This window comes from Pseudarthrobacter sp. NS4, from assembly GCF_024758005.1.
Lineage (GTDB): Bacteria > Actinomycetota > Actinomycetes > Actinomycetales > Micrococcaceae > Arthrobacter.
This window is the reverse complement of record NZ_CP103288.1, coordinates 1-16624: the sequence shown is the minus strand read 5'-3', so window position 1 is coordinate 16624 and position 16624 is coordinate 1. Positions and strand designations below refer to the sequence as shown.

At 63.5% G+C, this 16624-nt stretch carries 13 protein-coding genes, 2 tRNA genes and 1 pseudogene; 2 read left to right on the top strand and 14 right to left on the bottom strand.

From position 1 onward, the window contains the following. Window positions 1-31 precede the first annotated feature (31 nt). On the bottom strand, window positions 32-907 hold the full coding sequence (locus NXY83_RS00080; protein WP_258804102.1) for a rhomboid family intramembrane serine protease: 876 nt from the start codon (window positions 905-907) through the stop codon (window positions 32-34). 9 nt (window positions 908-916) lie between these two features. Beyond that, window positions 917-1462, bottom strand: a complete 546-nt coding sequence (locus NXY83_RS00075) for a peptidylprolyl isomerase (protein WP_258804101.1) — start codon at window positions 1460-1462, stop codon at window positions 917-919. 154 nt (window positions 1463-1616) lie between these two features. Here NXY83_RS00075 and NXY83_RS00070 point away from each other — a divergent pair, with 154 nt between their 5' ends. Together NXY83_RS00070 and NXY83_RS00065 are read left to right on the top strand one after the other, a co-directional pair. Continuing rightward, window positions 1617-2540: a hypothetical protein gene (locus tag NXY83_RS00070; RefSeq protein ID WP_258804100.1), complete on the top strand. Its 924-nt coding sequence runs from the start codon at window positions 1617-1619 to the stop codon at window positions 2538-2540. A 134-nt stretch (window positions 2541-2674) separates the two neighbouring features. After that, entirely contained in the window at window positions 2675-3550 is an 876-nt protein-coding gene (locus NXY83_RS00065) for a glycosyltransferase (RefSeq protein WP_258804099.1), read from the top strand. Window positions 3551-3619: 69 nt separating this feature from the next. Here NXY83_RS00065 and NXY83_RS00060 read toward each other — a convergent pair. The 12 genes and pseudogenes from NXY83_RS00060 to dnaA form a co-directional block, all read right to left on the bottom strand. Continuing rightward, a pseudogene (locus tag NXY83_RS00060) lies at window positions 3620-4197 on the bottom strand (DMT family transporter); the annotation flags it as partial. 163 nt (window positions 4198-4360) lie between these two features. Further along, a tRNA-Ala gene (locus NXY83_RS00055) sits at window positions 4361-4436 on the bottom strand. A 72-nt stretch (window positions 4437-4508) separates the two neighbouring features. Next, window positions 4509-4625 (bottom strand): DLW-39 family protein, encoded by a 117-nt coding sequence (locus tag NXY83_RS00050; protein ID WP_258804098.1) that lies wholly within the window; start codon window positions 4623-4625, stop codon window positions 4509-4511. 70 nt (window positions 4626-4695) lie between these two features. Beyond that, a tRNA-Ile gene (locus tag NXY83_RS00045) sits at window positions 4696-4769 on the bottom strand. A 97-nt stretch (window positions 4770-4866) separates the two neighbouring features. After that, entirely contained in the window at window positions 4867-5586 is a 720-nt protein-coding gene (locus NXY83_RS00040) for a DUF3566 domain-containing protein (protein WP_258804097.1), read from the bottom strand. Continuing rightward, window positions 5579-8257, bottom strand: a complete 2679-nt coding sequence (gene gyrA / locus NXY83_RS00035; RefSeq protein WP_258804096.1) for a DNA gyrase subunit A — start codon at window positions 8255-8257, stop codon at window positions 5579-5581. Before gyrA ends, NXY83_RS00040 begins: the two co-directional genes overlap by 8 nt. A gap of 54 nt (window positions 8258-8311) precedes the next feature. Next, a complete protein-coding gene (gyrB, locus tag NXY83_RS00030; RefSeq protein ID WP_309484109.1) occupies window positions 8312-10399 on the bottom strand; it encodes a DNA topoisomerase (ATP-hydrolyzing) subunit B in 2088 nt (695 codons plus the stop codon). Window positions 10400-10777: 378 nt separating this feature from the next. Beyond that, window positions 10778-11335, bottom strand: coding sequence for a DUF721 domain-containing protein (locus tag NXY83_RS00025; RefSeq protein ID WP_258804095.1), 558 nt, complete (start codon window positions 11333-11335; stop codon window positions 10778-10780). Next, window positions 11319-12530 (bottom strand): DNA replication/repair protein RecF, encoded by a 1212-nt coding sequence (gene recF / locus NXY83_RS00020; protein WP_258804094.1) that lies wholly within the window; start codon window positions 12528-12530, stop codon window positions 11319-11321. The genes NXY83_RS00025 and recF overlap by 17 nt, the downstream gene beginning before the upstream one ends. Window positions 12531-12575: 45 nt before the next feature. Further along, window positions 12576-13460: a phosphogluconate dehydrogenase (NAD(+)-dependent, decarboxylating) gene (gene gnd, locus NXY83_RS00015; protein ID WP_258804093.1), complete on the bottom strand. Its 885-nt coding sequence runs from the start codon at window positions 13458-13460 to the stop codon at window positions 12576-12578. Between the two features lie 92 nt (window positions 13461-13552). Continuing rightward, window positions 13553-14677 (bottom strand): DNA polymerase III subunit beta, encoded by a 1125-nt coding sequence (gene dnaN, locus NXY83_RS00010; protein WP_258804092.1) that lies wholly within the window; start codon window positions 14675-14677, stop codon window positions 13553-13555. A 525-nt stretch (window positions 14678-15202) separates the two neighbouring features. Then, window positions 15203-16624, bottom strand: a complete 1422-nt coding sequence (gene dnaA, locus NXY83_RS00005; protein ID WP_258804091.1) for a chromosomal replication initiator protein DnaA — start codon at window positions 16622-16624, stop codon at window positions 15203-15205.

Genomic DNA, 16624 nt, shown 5'->3' with positions numbered 1-16624 from the left:
CGTAGATGGACCTCAGGGGCCCCTAGGTGAGCTAGGAGACCCGCACCCACGCCGCCAATGCCAGCAGGACCAGTACCGCCACCAGGCCTGCGGCCTGGAGCAGTCCCTGGCGGCGTCCGCGCGGAGTATAGGCGAGGACCGCAGCGCAGAGCCCGCCGGTGATCAAACCACCGAGGTGTGCCTGCCAGGCTATCTGGGGTATCAGGAAGCCGATCACGCCGTTGATGGCGATCAGCACCCACAGTTGGCGGGTATCAGCGCCCCGGTGGCGCTGAACGAGCAACGTGGCGCCGAAGAGCCCGAAGATGGCCCCGGAAGCTCCCACCACTCCGTACAGCGGCTGGCCGGGCTGATAGAGGGGAGTCAGCAGGAGATAGCCAACGGATCCGCCGAGCGCGGAAATCACGTAAAGGGCCAGGAACCGTACCCGTCCCAACAGCGGCTCAAGGGCCTGTCCGAATATCCACAGCATGTACATGTTCAGCACGATGTGGAGGATGAACCCCTGGGAGTGCAGAAACGCGGCCGTGAGCATCCGCCACGGCTCGAACTGGCCCCACCCGGGCTCGGCGTAGATGTTGGCAAAGCCCAGGGCCTGGTAAACGGCGCCATTGGGGACAAGCCACTGCAGGACATACAGCACGGCACAGGCGGCGATGATCCCGAACGTCACCTTAGGTTTGCCGGTGGCGACGGCACCGCCGTAGACAGTCCGTACTTCCGGCGTCGTACGTTTTGCTTCGTTGACGCAGTCAATGCATTGGAATCCGACGGCGGCCGCCCGCTGGCACTCGGGGCATGCGGGGCGACCGCACCGCTGGCAGCGCACGTACGAGGGCCGGTCAGGGTGCCGCGGGCATACCGGAACCTGGGCGGACGGCTCAGCCGACGGAATTCCGTAACTCATGGTTCGGTATTACAGCTGTTCGATGTCGATGCTGTTAATGGTGACGTCCTCCACCGGGCGGTCGCCCATCCCGGTGCGGACACCCTCGATGGCGTCAACAACCTTCTTGGATTCATCGTCCGCCACCTCACCGAAGATGCTGTGTTTGCCCTGTAGCCAGTCGGTGGGAATGGTGGTGATGAAGAACTGCGAGCCGTTGGTGCCCTTGCCCATCTGGATGCCGGCGTTGGCCATGGCCAGCTTGTAGGGCTGGTTGAAGGTGAGCTCCGGGTGGATCTCGTCGTCGAAACGGTAGCCGGGGCCACCCGTTCCGCGGCCCAGCGGATCGCCGGCCTGGATCATGAAGTCCTTGATGATGCGGTGGAAGACGGTTCCGTTGTAAAGCGGAGTGCCGGTCTTGTCCTCGCCGGTCTCCGGGTGGGTCCACGCCTGCTCGCCCGTGGCGAGGCCGATGAAGTTTTTGACGGTCTTGGGCGCGTGGTTGCCGAAGAGGTCAACCCTGATGTCGCCGAGGCTCGTGTGGATGGTTGCTTTTGCAGTTGCGATGGCAGTCATAGGCCCCATTCTTCCACGCCGCCCAAGGCTGGGAGTGGCCCCGGCTACAGTTCCGCGCTGGGTGAAATCTCCCTAAAATCCGCAGCCTGAATAGCCGGTGAAGACCAAGGCACGTAGGCTAACCACAGACCGTCACATTAATCGGGAGGTAGTTGTGAAGAAATCGGATCGTATTGCCCGTGACCTTGAGCTGTCAGTCATTGGCGCCGTAGAGAATGCCAAGGATTGGGCAGCCCCCCGTGTGGAAGCAGCCGTCGACTGGGCGGTTCCCCGTCTCCAGCACGGCCTGGATACCGCAGCGCACAACCTGGCCGACGGCGTTGCTACTGTGACTCCCCGAATCCAGGACGGCCTGGCGCAGCTTGCCCCACGGATCAATGACGTGGTGGACGGGGCTTCCCCGCGCCTGCATGAGGCCCTGGACAAGGCCACCCCGGTCGTGCTGAACGCGCGTGACCGCGTTGTTGTGGATTACCTGCCGCGGCTGTCGGACCAAATCGGCCTCGCCTCGGATGCCGTTCACCGCACCCTGGAAGGCACGCCCGACCGCGTTGACGCTGTAGCCCGGAAGCTCGGTGATGTAGGAATCGTCCACGTACTCCAGGAGCAGGCCCAGGCCACCGGCAGCCAGCTCAAGGAAGCCGCGACCCGCTTCGGCCGCGCCGCAGACATCCAGCTCCTTGAGCCTGAGCCGGTAAAGAAACAGCGCGGCTGGCTGGTCTTTGGCGTGATCGCCGCAGCTGTGGCGGCGGGAGTTGCCGCCTGGAAGGCCTCCAAGCCTGTTGATGACCCGTGGAAGACGCCCTCGCCGGTTACTCCGACGCCCGCTCCCGTTCCGGCCACCACCGTCAACGACGTCACGGACACCGCTGTGGATGCCGCGGACAAGGCTGCCGATGCCACCGCGTCCTTCGCCGCTGCCGGTGCTGACAAGACCTCCGAGGCTGCCGAAAAGGCCAAGCACGTGGCCGAGGATGCTTCCGAAAGCACCACCAAGGCTGCCACCGATGCCAAGACGGCAGCGAAGAACATCGCCGCCAACATCAACAACGGGGACAAGGGCACCAGCCAGTCCTAGTCTCCCGCACGCACCGGAAGGGGTCCTGTTTTCAACAGGGCTCCTTCCGCTGTCTCTGGAACTGCTGCCCACCGCGTTGGAAGAATTGGGCCCCCTCCCGGGCAGCACAGCACCGCGGTGCTAGATTTGAAGTGATGTCAGCCGATCAATCCCTTGGGGATACCTTGAACGACGCAGCCGAGCTGCCCCGTGTGTCCATCGTTATCCCGGCGTACAACGAAGAGAGCGTCATCCGGCAGTGCCTCATAGCTGCCATCTACCAGTCGGTCCCCGCCCACGAAATCATTGTGGTGGACAACCTTTCCAAAGACCGCACAGCCCAGATCGTGCAGCAGATGCAGCTCGAGTACCCGGAAAGCCCCGTCATTCTGCTGAAGCAGGACCGGGCACAGGGCCTCATTCCCACCCGCAACTTCGGCCTGGATAACGCCACGGGTGACGTCCTGGGACGCATCGATGCCGATTCCGTGCTGGAGCCCGACTGGGTGGAGCAGGTGCAGACCGCGTTCCTCGACCCCTCTGTCCAGGCAGCCACCGGTCCGGTGGTCTACTACGACATGCCGATGCGGCGTTTCGGCCTCAAAGCTGACGACAAGATGCGCCAGCTCATGCTGAAGCTGGCCAAGCACCAGTACCATTTTCTCTTCGGCTCGAACATGGCCCTCCGCGCTTCCGCCTGGGAAACCATCCGGGCTGAGACCTGCCGCGATGAAAAAGACGAGATGCACGAGGATATCGACCTGTCGCTGCACTTGGCCGACCACGAACTGAAGGTCCAGTACTGCCCTCAGATGGTTTCCGGGATGTCGGCCCGGCGGCTTGAAGATTCCCCGCGCGACTACCGGTACTACGTGACGCGGTTCGACCGCACCTACAAAGCACACAACGTCAAGAAAATGGCACTGAAGGCGCCCATGGTGGTCTTCTTCTCCGTGTACTTCCCGGCCAAGCTCCTCCGGGCCATCCACACCGTGAACACAGCGCAGCCCGCCCGCCGCGGCGGCCAGTAGCAGCACCCTGCCGGGAGCAGGTCCTCCGGCCCGGCCAGCCAGCCAGCCAGCCAGCCAGGGTGAGTTTGGCTAGTCGGTGCCCAGCTCGGCCAGGGGGCGGTCCGACGGCGGTTCGTGCCGCGGTGCCTTCCCCCGCATTTCCGGGCGCCCAGGCTTTTGCCCCAGGACGACGACGGTGAGTCCCGCCAGGATAAGGCCGAGCCCGGAATAGGTGCCGGCGGGAAGCGTCTCCCCGAGAAACACCGCCGCCAGCAGGGCCGCGCCCGGAATCTCCAGGAGGATGATCATCGAGACCAGCAGCGGGCTCATGGTGCCGAGCAGGTGGTTGAACGCGGTGTGGCCCACGAGCTGCGCACAGACGGTAATGGCAACAATTCCCAGCCATCCCGCCGCCTGGAAGCCCAGCCCACCAGGGGTTGTCCTCCCAACAGCGCCAGAAGTGCCACCAAGGCTGCGCACATCCCGTAGCAGAGCGTGATGTACGTTCCTGTGGTCATGCTTTGCCGGGCTTTGCCTCCGGCGAGCGTGTAGAGGCCGGCCAGGGCTCCGCCGGTGACGGCCAGCAGGTCCCCCAGCAGCGCATCCGGGGAGGAACCCATGTCGAACCCGGTAATGGTCACGACGCCGGCGAAGGCAACGCTGAGTCCCTCGCACCGAGGGTGGCGGCAATTAGCGGTCCTGAAGACGCAACACCCAGGACACCCACGGCGGCGAGAAAGAAGTTCACTGCACAACCCTAATGCCCGGCATATCCGGGGAGGGGACAAACAAAAGTCCCGGCCAGCGTTTCCGCTGACCGGGACTTTCCTATGGTGGAGGCACGGGGACTCGAACCCCGAACCCCCTGCTTGCAAAGCAGGTGCGCTACCAATTGCGCCATGCCCCCATAAGAAGCAACCCGTCAATCATACCCTGGAACCGGAGAGCCTTTGACCAGCTCCCGGACCGGATATCCAGGCTAGTCCACCGTATCGGTTGACTTGCTCCAGACCTCTTTCCGGGCCTCGGATTCCTGTGCTTTCCGGTAGACCAGGACGCCTGCGATCGCAGCTGCAAGTACCAGCAACTTCTTCACATGCTCCCCGTTCCGGTCCGGCCTGGGATTACCCCGAACCAAACCTCCACTTGAACCTGCACAGGTTCCGTGGGCGTACCAGGACTTGAACCTGGGACCTCTTCGTTATCAGCGAAGCGCTCTAACCGCCTGAGCTATACGCCCCGATGCCTCATCGGGCCGAGACATGACTTTACAGCACATCCCGGCCCGATCTCAAATCGGGCCTTTCCGCAGGCCGGGGGCCGGCGGAAACGGGATCCTAATCGTCGGTGAGGGTGACCCCGATGCCGCCCACAAGGGTGGCCGAGATGTTGTACAGAACGGCCGAGAGCATGGAGAGTGCGGTCAGCAGGACCACGTTCACCACGGCGATGATGGTGGCGAATGAAGCCACCTGCCCCAGGGAAGCGACCTTCTTCAGTTCGAAGCCGCCGCCTTCAGAGCCCGCCAGCGTGCCCAGCAGGCTGTCCACCTGGTCAAAGATGCCGGTGAGGTCAAGAACGGTCCACAGGACGATGGCGGCCACCACGGTGACGATTCCCAAAGCCACCGACAGCAGGAAGGCCATCTTCAGAACGGACCAGGGGTCCACCTTGCTGATCAGCAGCCGCGCGCGGCGGACTTTTGCCTTCGGCGCCGGCTTGACCAGGCCGGGAGTCCCCTGCCCGGGAGCACCTGCCGCGGGACGCTGGCCGGCCGCTGCAGGCCGGGGGCCTTGCACGGGCCGCTGACCAGGCTGCCCCTGTGCCGGACGCTGGCCGGGCTGGCCCTGTACCGGGGGCTGGCCGGGCTGTGCCTGCGTGGGGCGTTCGGCTGCAGGGCGCTGGCCGGGGGCAGCAGGACGCTGGCCCGGGGCTGCGGCAGGTGCCGGCGGCCGCTGCTGCGGACGAACGGGGGCGTTCACGCGGGGTGCCGCCAAGGGCCGGTTTCCGTCGGGAACAGTACTGCCCGGCTTGGGAAATGAGTCGGGATTACTCACTCGTTACCTCCGTGTTGTCTTCGTTCGGCTCAGTGTCGCCCGAGGCGTCCTCTGACTCAACGGCCGGTGATTCTTCTGCCATTGCTGGCTCGGCGGATTCCCCAGTGGCCCCGCCATCTTCAGCCAACGTTACGTCATCCGCCGGCGATTCCTCGCCCTCGAGACCGCGTTCGCTGTTGCGTGCCACTTCGATGATCCGGTCGTTCTTGTCCGGCTTGGCAAAAATGACGCCCATGGTGTCGCGTCCCTTAGCGGGCACGCCGGACACGGAGGAGCGGACAACCTTGCCACCTTCCATGACCACGAGCACTTCATCCTCCTCCTGGACGATGAGGGCCCCCACCAGGTCACCGCGTTCCTCGGCAAGCTTCGCCACCTTGATGCCCAGGCCGCCGCGGCCCTGGAGGCGGTATTCCTCCACGGCGGTGCGCTTGGCATAGCCGCCTTCGGTCACGATGAACACGTAGGAACCGTCCGTGACCACGTTGGCGGCCAGCAGCTCATCCTCCTCACGGAACTTCATCCCGGTGACGCCGGAGGTGGCCCGGCCCATGGGCCGGAGCGCATCCTCGGTGGCTGTGAAGCGGATGGACTGGCCCTTGCGGGAAACCAGCAGCAGGTCATCCGTTTCGGACACCAGCTGCGCGGACACCAGTTCGTCGCCGTCACGGAGGTTGATGGCGATCACGCCGGCGGAGCGGTTGGTGTCGTAATCCTCCAGCCGTGTCTTCTTGACCAGGCCGCGCTTGGTGGCCAGCACCAGGTACGGTGCCTGCTGGTAGTCCTTCAGGTCCAGGACCTGGGCGATGTGTTCGTCGGGCTGGAACGCCATCAGATTGGCCACGTGCTGGCCCTTGGCGTCGCGGCCTGCCTCTATCAACTCATAGGCCTTGGCCCGGTATACGCGGCCGAGGTTGGTGAAGAACAGCAGCCAGTGGTGGGTGGTGGTGACGAAGAAGTGTTCCACCACGTCGTCGCCCCGGAGCTGCGCGCCCTTGATTCCCTTGCCGCCGCGCTGCTGTGAGCGGTAGTTGTCGCTGCGGGTCCGCTTGACGTAACCGCCGCGGGTAATGGTGACCACCATCTCCTCTTCGGGGATGAGGTCCTCCATGGACATGTCGCCGTCGTAACCCATGAGGATCCTGGTGCGCCGGTCATCGCCGTGCTTGTCCACGATCTCGCCGAGTTCGGTGCTGATGATTTCCCGCTGCCGCTGCTCTGAGCCGAGAATGACGTTGTATTCGGAAATCAACGCCTCGAGTTCGGAGTGCCGGTCCTGGATCTTTTGGCGTTCCAGGGCGGCCAGGCGGCGCAGCTGCATGTCCAGGATGGCCCTGGCCTGCAGTTCGTCGATGTCCAGCAGCTCCATCAGCCCGTCACGTGCTGCTTCGGTGGTGTTGGAGGCGCGGATGAGGGCGATGACTTCATCCAGCATGTCCAGTGCCTTGAGCAGCGCGCGGAGGATGTGGGCTTCCTCTTCCGCCTTACGCAGGCGGTAGCGGGTGCGCCGTGCGATGACGTCCATCTGGTGCGTCACCCAGTGCCGGATGAAGGCATCCAGGCTGAGGGTCCGCGGCACGCCGTCAACGATCGCCAGCATGTTGGCGGAGAAGTTGCTCTGCAGCTCGGTGTGCTTGTAGAGGTTGTTCAGGACCACCTTCGGCACTGCATCGCGTTTCAGGACGATGACCAGCCGCTGGCCGGTGCGGCCTGAAGTTTCGTCGCGAAGGTCGGCGATGCCCTGGATCTTGCCGTCCTTGACCAGTTCGGCGATCTTGATGGCCAGATTGTCCGGGTTGGCCTGGTAGGGAAGCTCGGTGACCACCAGGCAGGTACGGCCCTGAAGTTCCTCAACGTTAACCACGGCACGCATGGTGACGGAGCCGCGGCCGGTGCGGTAGGCGTCCTCGATGCCCTTGTGGCCCAGAATGGTGGCGCCGGTGGGGAAATCGGGACCCTTGACCCGCAGCAGGAGTTCTTCCAGCAGCTCCTCGCGGCTGGCACCCGGGTTGGCCAGGTACCACTGCACGCCCTCTGCCACTTCGCGGAGGTTGTGCGGCGGGATGTTGGTGGCCATTCCGACGGCGATGCCGGACGATCCGTTGACCAGCAGGTTGGGGAACCGGGCCGGCAGGATGGTGGGTTCCTGGTTCTTGCCGTCGTAGTTGTCCTGGAAGTCGACGGTTTCCTCGTCGATGTCGCGGACCATCTCCATGGCCAGGGGCGCCATCTTGGTTTCGGTGTAACGCGGCGCGGCTGCGCCGTCGTTGCCCGGGGACCCGAAGTTTCCCTGGCCAAGCGCCAGCGGGTACCGCATGGTCCAGTCCTGGATCAGGCGGACCAGCGCATCGTAGATGGCGGTGTCGCCGTGCGGGTGGTACTGGCCCATGACCTCGCCCACCACGCGGGCGCACTTGTTGAAGGAACGGTCGGGGCGGTAGCCGCCGTCGAACATCGCGTACAGCACGCGGCGGTGGACTGGTTTGAGCCCGTCACGGACATCGGGGAGGGCACGGCCCACGATGACGGCCATGGCGTAGTCCAGGTAGGACCGCTGCATTTCCGTCTGCAGGTCAACCTGTTCCACACGGTCAATCAGCACGTCGCCTTCAAGAACGGTGTCCGGTGTCCCGGCGTCGGATGCCGGGTTCTCGGGTGTTTCGTCGCTCATTAATTTATTTCCGTTTCAGGTATATGTCAGATTTCGAATATAAGGAGCGGCGCTCTAGATATCGAGGAATCGGACGTCCTTGGCGTTCTGCTGGATGAAGTTGCGGCGTGATTCCACGTCTTCGCCCATGAGGACAGAGAAAATCTGGTCGGCGGCGAGGGCGTCGTCCATGGTGACCTGCAGCAGCGTCCTGTTGTCCGGGTCCATGGTGGTGTCCCACAGCTCGGTGTAGTCCATTTCGCCGAGGCCCTTGTACCGCTGGATGCCGTTGTCCTTGGGGATCCTGCGCCCGGCGGCCTGGCCGGCCACCAGCTTGGCATCACGCTCACGGTCGCTGTAGACGTAGTCGTGGGCGGCGTTGGACCACTTGATCCGGTACAGCGGCGGCTGCGCCAGGTAGACGTAGCCGTTTTCGATCAGGGGGCGCATGTACCGGAACAGGAGGGTCATCAACAGCGTGGTGATGTGCTGGCCGTCAACGTCGGCATCGGCCATCAGGACGATCTTGTGGTACCGCAGCTTGGAGAGGTCGAAGTCTTCGCCGATGCCCGTGCCGAAGGCCGTGATCATGGACTGGACCTCGGCGTTGCCGAGCGCCTTGTCGAGGCGGGCACGCTCCACGTTCAGGATCTTGCCGCGCAGCGGCAGGATCGCCTGGGTCTCGGGGTTGCGGCCGCGCTTGGCGGATCCGCCTGCCGAGTCACCCTCCACGATGTAGACCTCGCACTTCTCCGGGTCCTTCGAGGAGCAGTCGGAGAGCTTGCCGGGCATGCCGAAGGACTCCAGGGGGCTCTTCCGGCGCGCGTTATCTCGTGCCTTGCGTGCCGCCATGCGGGCCTGGGCTGCAGAAATCGCCTTGCGGATCACGTCCCGGGCGGGGCCGGGGTTGCGCTCCAGCCAGTCGCCGAGGCCATCAGTGACCACGCGCTGGACGAAGCCCTTCACCTCGGAGTTGCCGAGCTTGGTCTTGGTCTGGCCTTCAAACTGTGGCTCTGACAGCTTGACGGAGATGACGGCCGTCAGGCCTTCACGGATGTCGTCACCGGTGAGGTTGTCGTCTTTTTCCTTGATGATTCCCTTCTCGCGCGCATAGCGGTTGATCAGGGACGTCATGGCGGCACGGAAACCCTCTTCGTGGGTTCCGCCCTCATGGGTGTTGATGGTGTTGGCGTAGGTGTGGACACTCTCGGAGTAGGCGTTGGTCCACTGCATCGCCATCTCCAGGGCGATCCGGCGTTCCTTGTCCTCGGTTTCGAAAGCGATGACATCCTCGTGGACAACATCCACTTTCTTGCCGGAGTTCAGGTGCTTGACGTAGTCCAGCAGGCCTTCGTCGTACTGGTACACCACTGTGCGGTGTTCCGCGCTGACCTCGCCTTCGGTGGCAATGCCATCAAGGTCCAGGTCTTCGTCGGTGTCCTCGGTGGTGGGCGTGCGCTCGTCCGTCAGCGTGATGCGCAGGCCCTTGTTAAGGAAGGCCATCTGCTGGAAGCGGGCACGGAGGGTCTCGAAATCGAACTCGGTGGATTCAAAGATCGCCGGGTCGGGATAGAAGGTCTGGGTGGTGCCGGTGTGGTCCGTCTCTTCGCCCTTGACCAGGCTGCCCTGGGGCTTGCCGCCATCGGCAAAGGACATCCGCCAGACGTGGCCCTGGCGCCGGACCTCGGTGTCCACCCGGCTGGACAACGCATTGACAACGGAGATGCCCACGCCGTGCAGGCCGCCGGAGACCGCGTAGCCTGCGCCGCCGAACTTGCCGCCGGCGTGCAGGATGGTCATGACCACTTCGACGGTGGGTTTGTGCTCGGTGGGATGCATGTCCACGGGGATGCCGCGGCCGTCGTCCACGACTTTGACGCCGCCGTCGGCCTGCAGGACTATCTCGATGTGGGTGCAGTAGCCGGCGAGGGCTTCATCCACGGAGTTGTCCACCACTTCGTACACCAGGTGGTGGAGCCCGCGGGGTCCGGTGGAGCCGATGTACATGCCCGGACGTTTCCGGACGGCTTCCAGGCCTTCGAGGACAGTGATGTCGCTGGCACCGTACTCCCGCGGTTTCGCAGATTCCGCCGGGGTGTCAGGCGTACGGGCATCCTCGACTGCGGGTTCAACTGCCAGAATATCTGTATTGTCGTTAGCCACAGGCGCTGTCGACTCCTCTGTTCTCGATGATGGCCGGCCGGTTCCCCTTCCATTCGGAAAAGTCGCCCGCCAACAGGCACAAACTTATGGCGCCGGTGACTTGCTGACGGTTGGGGGTCCGACTCCGCGTGCCGGATGCGCACGGAGAACGGACTCAGTCAACGTTTCACCCGCGCCCAGTTATCTACAACGATTCTACCGCGAAACATGCCATATCCCCGCATTCCAGGGCCGCGGACGGCTGGCAGTGTGGCTGCCGGAGGCCGTTGACTGCGCCTAGGGAGCCCCAGCGGGACGGCCCCCGGGTGCCTATACACCCTCCGGCCCTTCCAGCGCTCTACACGCCGTAGGGCGTATTTTCAATAGTCCGGCGGGCGGCTATCCGTAGGTATCCCGTGGACCGCGGCCGTTGACGGTACGGCCACCCTTGCGCCAGCTGGGTGCCGATGGGCCCAGCACGTGGATACTGGTGACCACTCCATCTCCCAGTTCCACGCGGAATTTGTCCAGCAGGCTGGTACTGAGCAGCCGGAGCTGGGTTGCCCAGGCGGTTGAATCACAGCGGACGTGGAGGGTGGTGTCCGTAAAGCTCTCGGGGGTGCAATGGGCGGAGATTTCCGGCCCCACCAGGGTGGCCCATTCGGCCATGACGGAGCCGACGGCCACCGGTGATGTCCAGCCGCGTTCAGCCACGAGGCGGCCCACCACTTTGCCCAGGCCCAGGGGATCCCGGCCGGTGCCGTGGAACTGGCTGAAACCGCGGGTGTCCCGGATCCCGTTTTTGGCTTTCTGGCCCGGACGCTGTGCCTTCCTGCGGATTTCACCGCGCGCAGCGGCGGCCTCGCGCATTCTGTTCAGTGCTGCCTGCGGGGCATCGATGTTGTCGGGATCACGGCCGGGCTGCAGCCCGCCGTCTTTTTCACTGTCCCTGCTCATCAATTCCTCCCGGGATGACCCTCACCCGCCGTCCGGACAGCTCTTCCGGGATATCGGCGTCGACGGCGGCGGTCACCAGGACCTGTTCCGCGCCGGAGACTATTGCCGCAAGTTTACGCCGGCGCTGCACATCCAGTTCGGCAAAAACGTCGTCGAGGATCAGGATGGGAGCGGAACCGCCGGTGCGTGCGTCGTCGAGCATCACGTAGTAGGAGGCGAGACGAAGTGAGAGGCACATGGACCAGGTTTCGCCGTGCGAGGCATACCCCTTCGCGGGCGCCTGGCCCAGGACAAGTTCCAGTTCATCGCGGTGCGGTCCTACCAGCGAAATGCCCCGTTCCAGCTCTTTTTTCCGCGATTCAGCGAAGGCCCGGACGTAGCGTTCAGTGAGCTGTTCCACGGAAAGCCTGCGCAAATCCTCCGGTTCGGCATCAGCACCCGGCGCTCCGGAGCGCGGCGCACCTGCCAGCGCCGCGCCGTCGTCGTCCATCTGGTTCTGCAACGAGGAGCGGTAGGTGGCGTCAGCGGGCTTTGATGCGTCCGTCAGTTCCGCATAGGCCCGGGCAAGGTGCGGCCGCAGGCGTTCCACCAGCTCGAGCCGCGCGTACAGCAGTTCGGCGCCGGCTTTTGCCATGTGCTGGTCCCAGACATCCAGGGTTGCCTCGTGTCCCGGGGTGAACTTTCCGGCGCGGGCAGACTTGAGCAGGGCGTTGCGCTGTTTCAACACCCGGTCGTAGTCACTCCGCGTGGCGGCATGGTGCGGAACGAGGCTGGCGAGCAGTTCGTCCAGGAAACGCCGGCGGTTCGAAGGATCCCCCTTGACCAGCGCCAGGTCCTCCGGAGCAAACAGAACTGTCTGGCAAATGCCCAGCAGGTCCCGGGCACGCACCGGGTTGCTCCGGTTGATGCGGCCGCGGTTTGCCCGGGCCGCGTTGATCTCCAACTCCAGGACAGTGGTCTGGCTGCCGCGGACAATCCGTGCCCGGACCAGTGCCCGGTCAGTACCGAAACGCAGCAGGGGTCCGTCCGAACTGACCCGGTGGGAACTGAGGGTGGCGAGGTAGCCGATTGCTTCCATCAGGTTGGTTTTGCCGATGCCGTTATACCCCACCAGTACGGTGACGCCGGGCGCAAGGGCAAGGTCAACCTGGGCGTAACTTCGGAAATCGGTCAGTGAAAGGTGTTCCAGATACACGCGGGTTTCGACAATTCTGGGGACAGTGGCGGTCCCCGGTGGGTGTTACTTGGCGGGACGGGTTGCGTGTCCGCCGAACTGATGCCGGAGGGCGGACACCATCTTCATGGCGGGGGAACTGTCCTCACGGGACTCGAACCTGGCGAACAGTGCGGCTGTAATGGCCGGTGCGGGAATGGCGTTGGCGATGGCTTCTTCCACGGTCCACCTGCCTTCGCCGGAATCCTCGACGTAGTCATCGATGTTCTGCAGTCCCGGGTCCTCGTCCAGCGCCTTGACCAGCAGGTCCAGCAGCCATGACCGGACTACCGTGCCTTTCTGCCAGGCCCGGAAGGTGCCGGGCAAGTCACTGATGATGTCCTTGGAAGCAAGCAGCTGGTAACCCTCGGCATAGGCCTGCATCAAGCCGTACTCGATGCCGTTGTGCACCATCTTGGCGTAGTGGCCGGCGCCGATGCCGCCCACATGCACAAAGCTGTCCTCGCGTTCGCCTTCCGGGCGAAGGGCATCAAAGACCGGCAAGGCGCGTTCGATGTCTGCCGCCTCCCCGCCGGCCATCAGGCCATAGCCGTTCTGCAGTCCCCAGACGCCACCCGATACACCGCAGTCAGCGAAGCGGATGCCCTTGGCGGCGAGGAGTTCGCCATGCTTCTGGTCTTCGGTGAAGCGCGAGTTGCCGCCGTCGATCACCAGGTCGCCCTGGTCCAGCTTGTCTCCGAGTTCGGTGATCACTGCATCGGTGATCGCGCCGGCCGGAACCATCACCCAGATCAACCGGGGTGATGGGACAGCGGCGAGAAGCTCATCCAGGGAGGCCACGTCGGTGACATCCGGGTTTCGGTCGTAACCGGTGACCTCAATGCCGCCCTTGCGCAGCCGTTCGCGCATGTTGAATCCCATTTTGCCAAGGCCGATCAGTCCAATGTGCATGGTGGAACTCTTTCTGCGCGAGGGATGGGAGGGGTGCCGACTGGGTAGCAGCAGGTGTCGTTTTGGACGTCCTAAACGACACCTGCTGCTACTTAGTTGGGGAGGCGGACAGGCATCACCAGGTAGCGGTAGTCATCCTGGTCCTCGCCGTCCGCCTCAGCCTGTGCGGTGATCATGGCCGGCTTCGGGGCCGAAGTGAAGGAGAACCGGACAAACTTGGTTTCGATGACACTGAGGCCTTCCACCAGGTAGTGGGGGTTGAAGGCAACCGTGATCTCATCCCCTGAAAGCTGTGCCTCAAGCTCCTCTGAAGCCTGGGCATCCTCGCCAGTGCCGGCGTCCAGGTTGAGTTGGCCCTCGGTGAACGCAAGCCGGACCGGGGTGTTGCGCTCAGCCACGAGTGACACACGCCGTACAGCCTCCACCAGTTCCTGGGTCTGCACCGTGGCATGGATGGGTGTCGATTCCGGGAAGAGCGAGCGGATCTTCGGGTAATCGCCGTCAACCAGCAGGGATGTGGTGGTGCGTCCGCCGCTCTCGAAGCCAATGAGCCGGCTGTCGTCGTCCGCGAGGGCAAGGTTGATGTCGCCGCTGTTGCCAAGCGTCTTGGCCACTTCGTTGAGGGTTTTTGCCTTGACGAGGGCACTGGTGGAGATGCCTGGTGTCGCAGGTTTCCACGGGACTTCACGCATCGCAAGGCGGTAGCGGTCGGTGGCCAGCAGGGTGATCAGGTCGTCTTCGATCTCCATCCGGACGCCGGTGAGGATGGGGAGGGTGTCGTCCTTGCTGGCGGCGATGATCACCTGGGAAACAGCCTGTGCGAAGGAGTCACCGGGGACGGTTCCGCTGATGGCCGGCAAGGCCGGCAGCGGCGGGTATTCGGCTTCAGGCATGGTGGCGAGGTGGAAGCTGCTTCGACGGCAGGTGAGAGTCACCTTGTTGCCATCGGTCTCGATGTCGACAGGAGCTGAAGGAAGGCTGCGGCAGATATCCGCCAGGAGGCGCCCCGATACCAGGATGGTGCCTTCGTCCCGAATGTCCGCTGTGATTTCGAGGCGTGCCGACGTCTCGTAGTCGAAGCTCGAGAGGCTGACGGTTCCGGCTTCAGCCTTCAAAAGCAGGCCGGAAAGGACAGGCACGGGCGGCCGCGGAGACAACGACCGGGCTGTCCAGGTGACGGCTTCTGCCAGGACATCCCGATCGACTCTGAACTTCACGGAAGGGTGCCGCCTTTCATTGCTGCTGCGTCTATGAACCGGAAACTCCCGTGGGGAATCTCAAGAAAGTGTTGTCCGCACCTGAAACCTGCATGGTCCCTGCTGACGGAAACCACGCCGGAACCTGAGGATGGGAGCGCTGCTGACAGCTTAGCCGGAAGATCCGGGATTAACCCATCCCCCAGGTATGCCCAGAAGGGTCAAGGGCCGCCCGGCCCGCCCGTCGTGGGGATGCGGATCGGTCTTGTTGTTTGAGGGAAATCAATTTCTTGGGATTAGTAGTGTTAATAACTGCTGTGGAAACTGTGGATAACCTCGCTCGGCCGCGGGTTCCGGGGGTTAAGGCCTGTTCACTGATTGTGGGCGGAGCAGGTTTTAAACAGGGTGTGGATGGGGATAAGAATTTTGGAGATTTTCCCAATCCACAGGCGGCTTAAGGGTTTTAAGCCCATTAACCGCGGTTGTCCCCTTAACTATCCACAGGCTTATCCACATACACCTGTTAATAAGGTATAGGTGGGGCGCTCAGGAGTCCCGCTGTTGTTGCTTGATCCTGTTGGTCAGCTCTGTCACCTGGTTGTAGATCACACGGCGCTCGGCCATCAGCTCACGGATCTTCCGGTCGGCATGGATGACCGTGGTGTGGTCGCGGCCGCCAAGCTCCTGGCCAATCTTGGGCAGCGACATGTCCGTCAGTTCCCGGCAGAGGTACATGGCGATCTGGCGGGCGGTCACCAGGGTGCGCGTGCGGGACTTGCTGCAGAGTTCTTCCATGCTGAGCTTGAAGTAGTCGGCTGTCTGCTGGAGGATCTGGCTGGATGTGATCTCCTGGGCGCCGTCGTCTGTGATGAGGTCCTTGAGGACCATCTCCGCCAGGGCAACGTCCACGGGTTGCCGGTTCAGGCTGGCGAATGCGGTGACCCGGATCAGGGCACCCTCGAGTTCACGGATGTTGCTGGAGATTTTGGACGCGATGTATTCGAGGGCGTCATCAGGCGCGGAAAGTCCTTCGCTGAGGGCCTTCTTGCGGAGGATGGCGATTCGGGTTTCCAGTTCCGGCGGCTGGATGTCCGTCAGCAGGCCCCACTCAAACCGTGACTTCATCCGGTCTTCGAACCCGGCGAGCAGCTTGGGCGGCTGGTCGGAGGTGATGACCACCTGCTTGTTGTTGTTGTGCAGCGAATTGAAGGTGTGAAAGAACTCCTCCAGCGTCCGGTCCTTGCCGGCCAGGAACTGGATGTCATCGATGAGCAGCACGTCCACGTTCCGGTATGTGGTCTTGAAGCTGGCGCCCTCGTCATCACGGATGGAGTTGATGAAGTCGTTGGTGAATTCTTCGGAATTGACGTACCGGACGCGGATGCCGCTGTAGAGGCGGCGGGCATAGTGGCCGATCGCGTGCAGGAGGTGCGTTTTGCCGAGCCCGGAATCGCCGTAGATGAACAGCGGGTTGTAAGCCTTGGCCGGAGCTTCAGCCACTGCAACGGCGGCGGCGTGGGCGAACCGGTTGGAGGACCCGATCACGAAGGTATCGAAGACGTACTTGGGGTTCAGCCGGCCGAACTCATGGGAGGTACTGGGGAGCATGGGCTGCGGCTTCTGCTCGATCAGCTGATCCGAGGCGAAGGACGGCTCGACGACGGGTTCGGGCTCCTCGTGGATGGGAACCAGGTCTGTGTCAACGTCGATGGCGCAGCGGATGTCCTCGGAGAAGACATTGTGCAAGGCATCGTCCAGGGCATCCTTGACCTGGGTCTGGAGTACTTCGCGGGTGAGTTCGTTGGGGACCGCCACCAGGAGGGTGGAACCGATCAGGCCCTGCGCCTGGGCGAGGATGACAAAGCCGCGCTGCCGCGGTGATACCCGGTGGTCCTGTTCCAGCAGGCTGACAACGCGGCGCCAGGAACTTCCGACAGTATTGGCGTGGTTGGCTTCGTCTACTGTCAT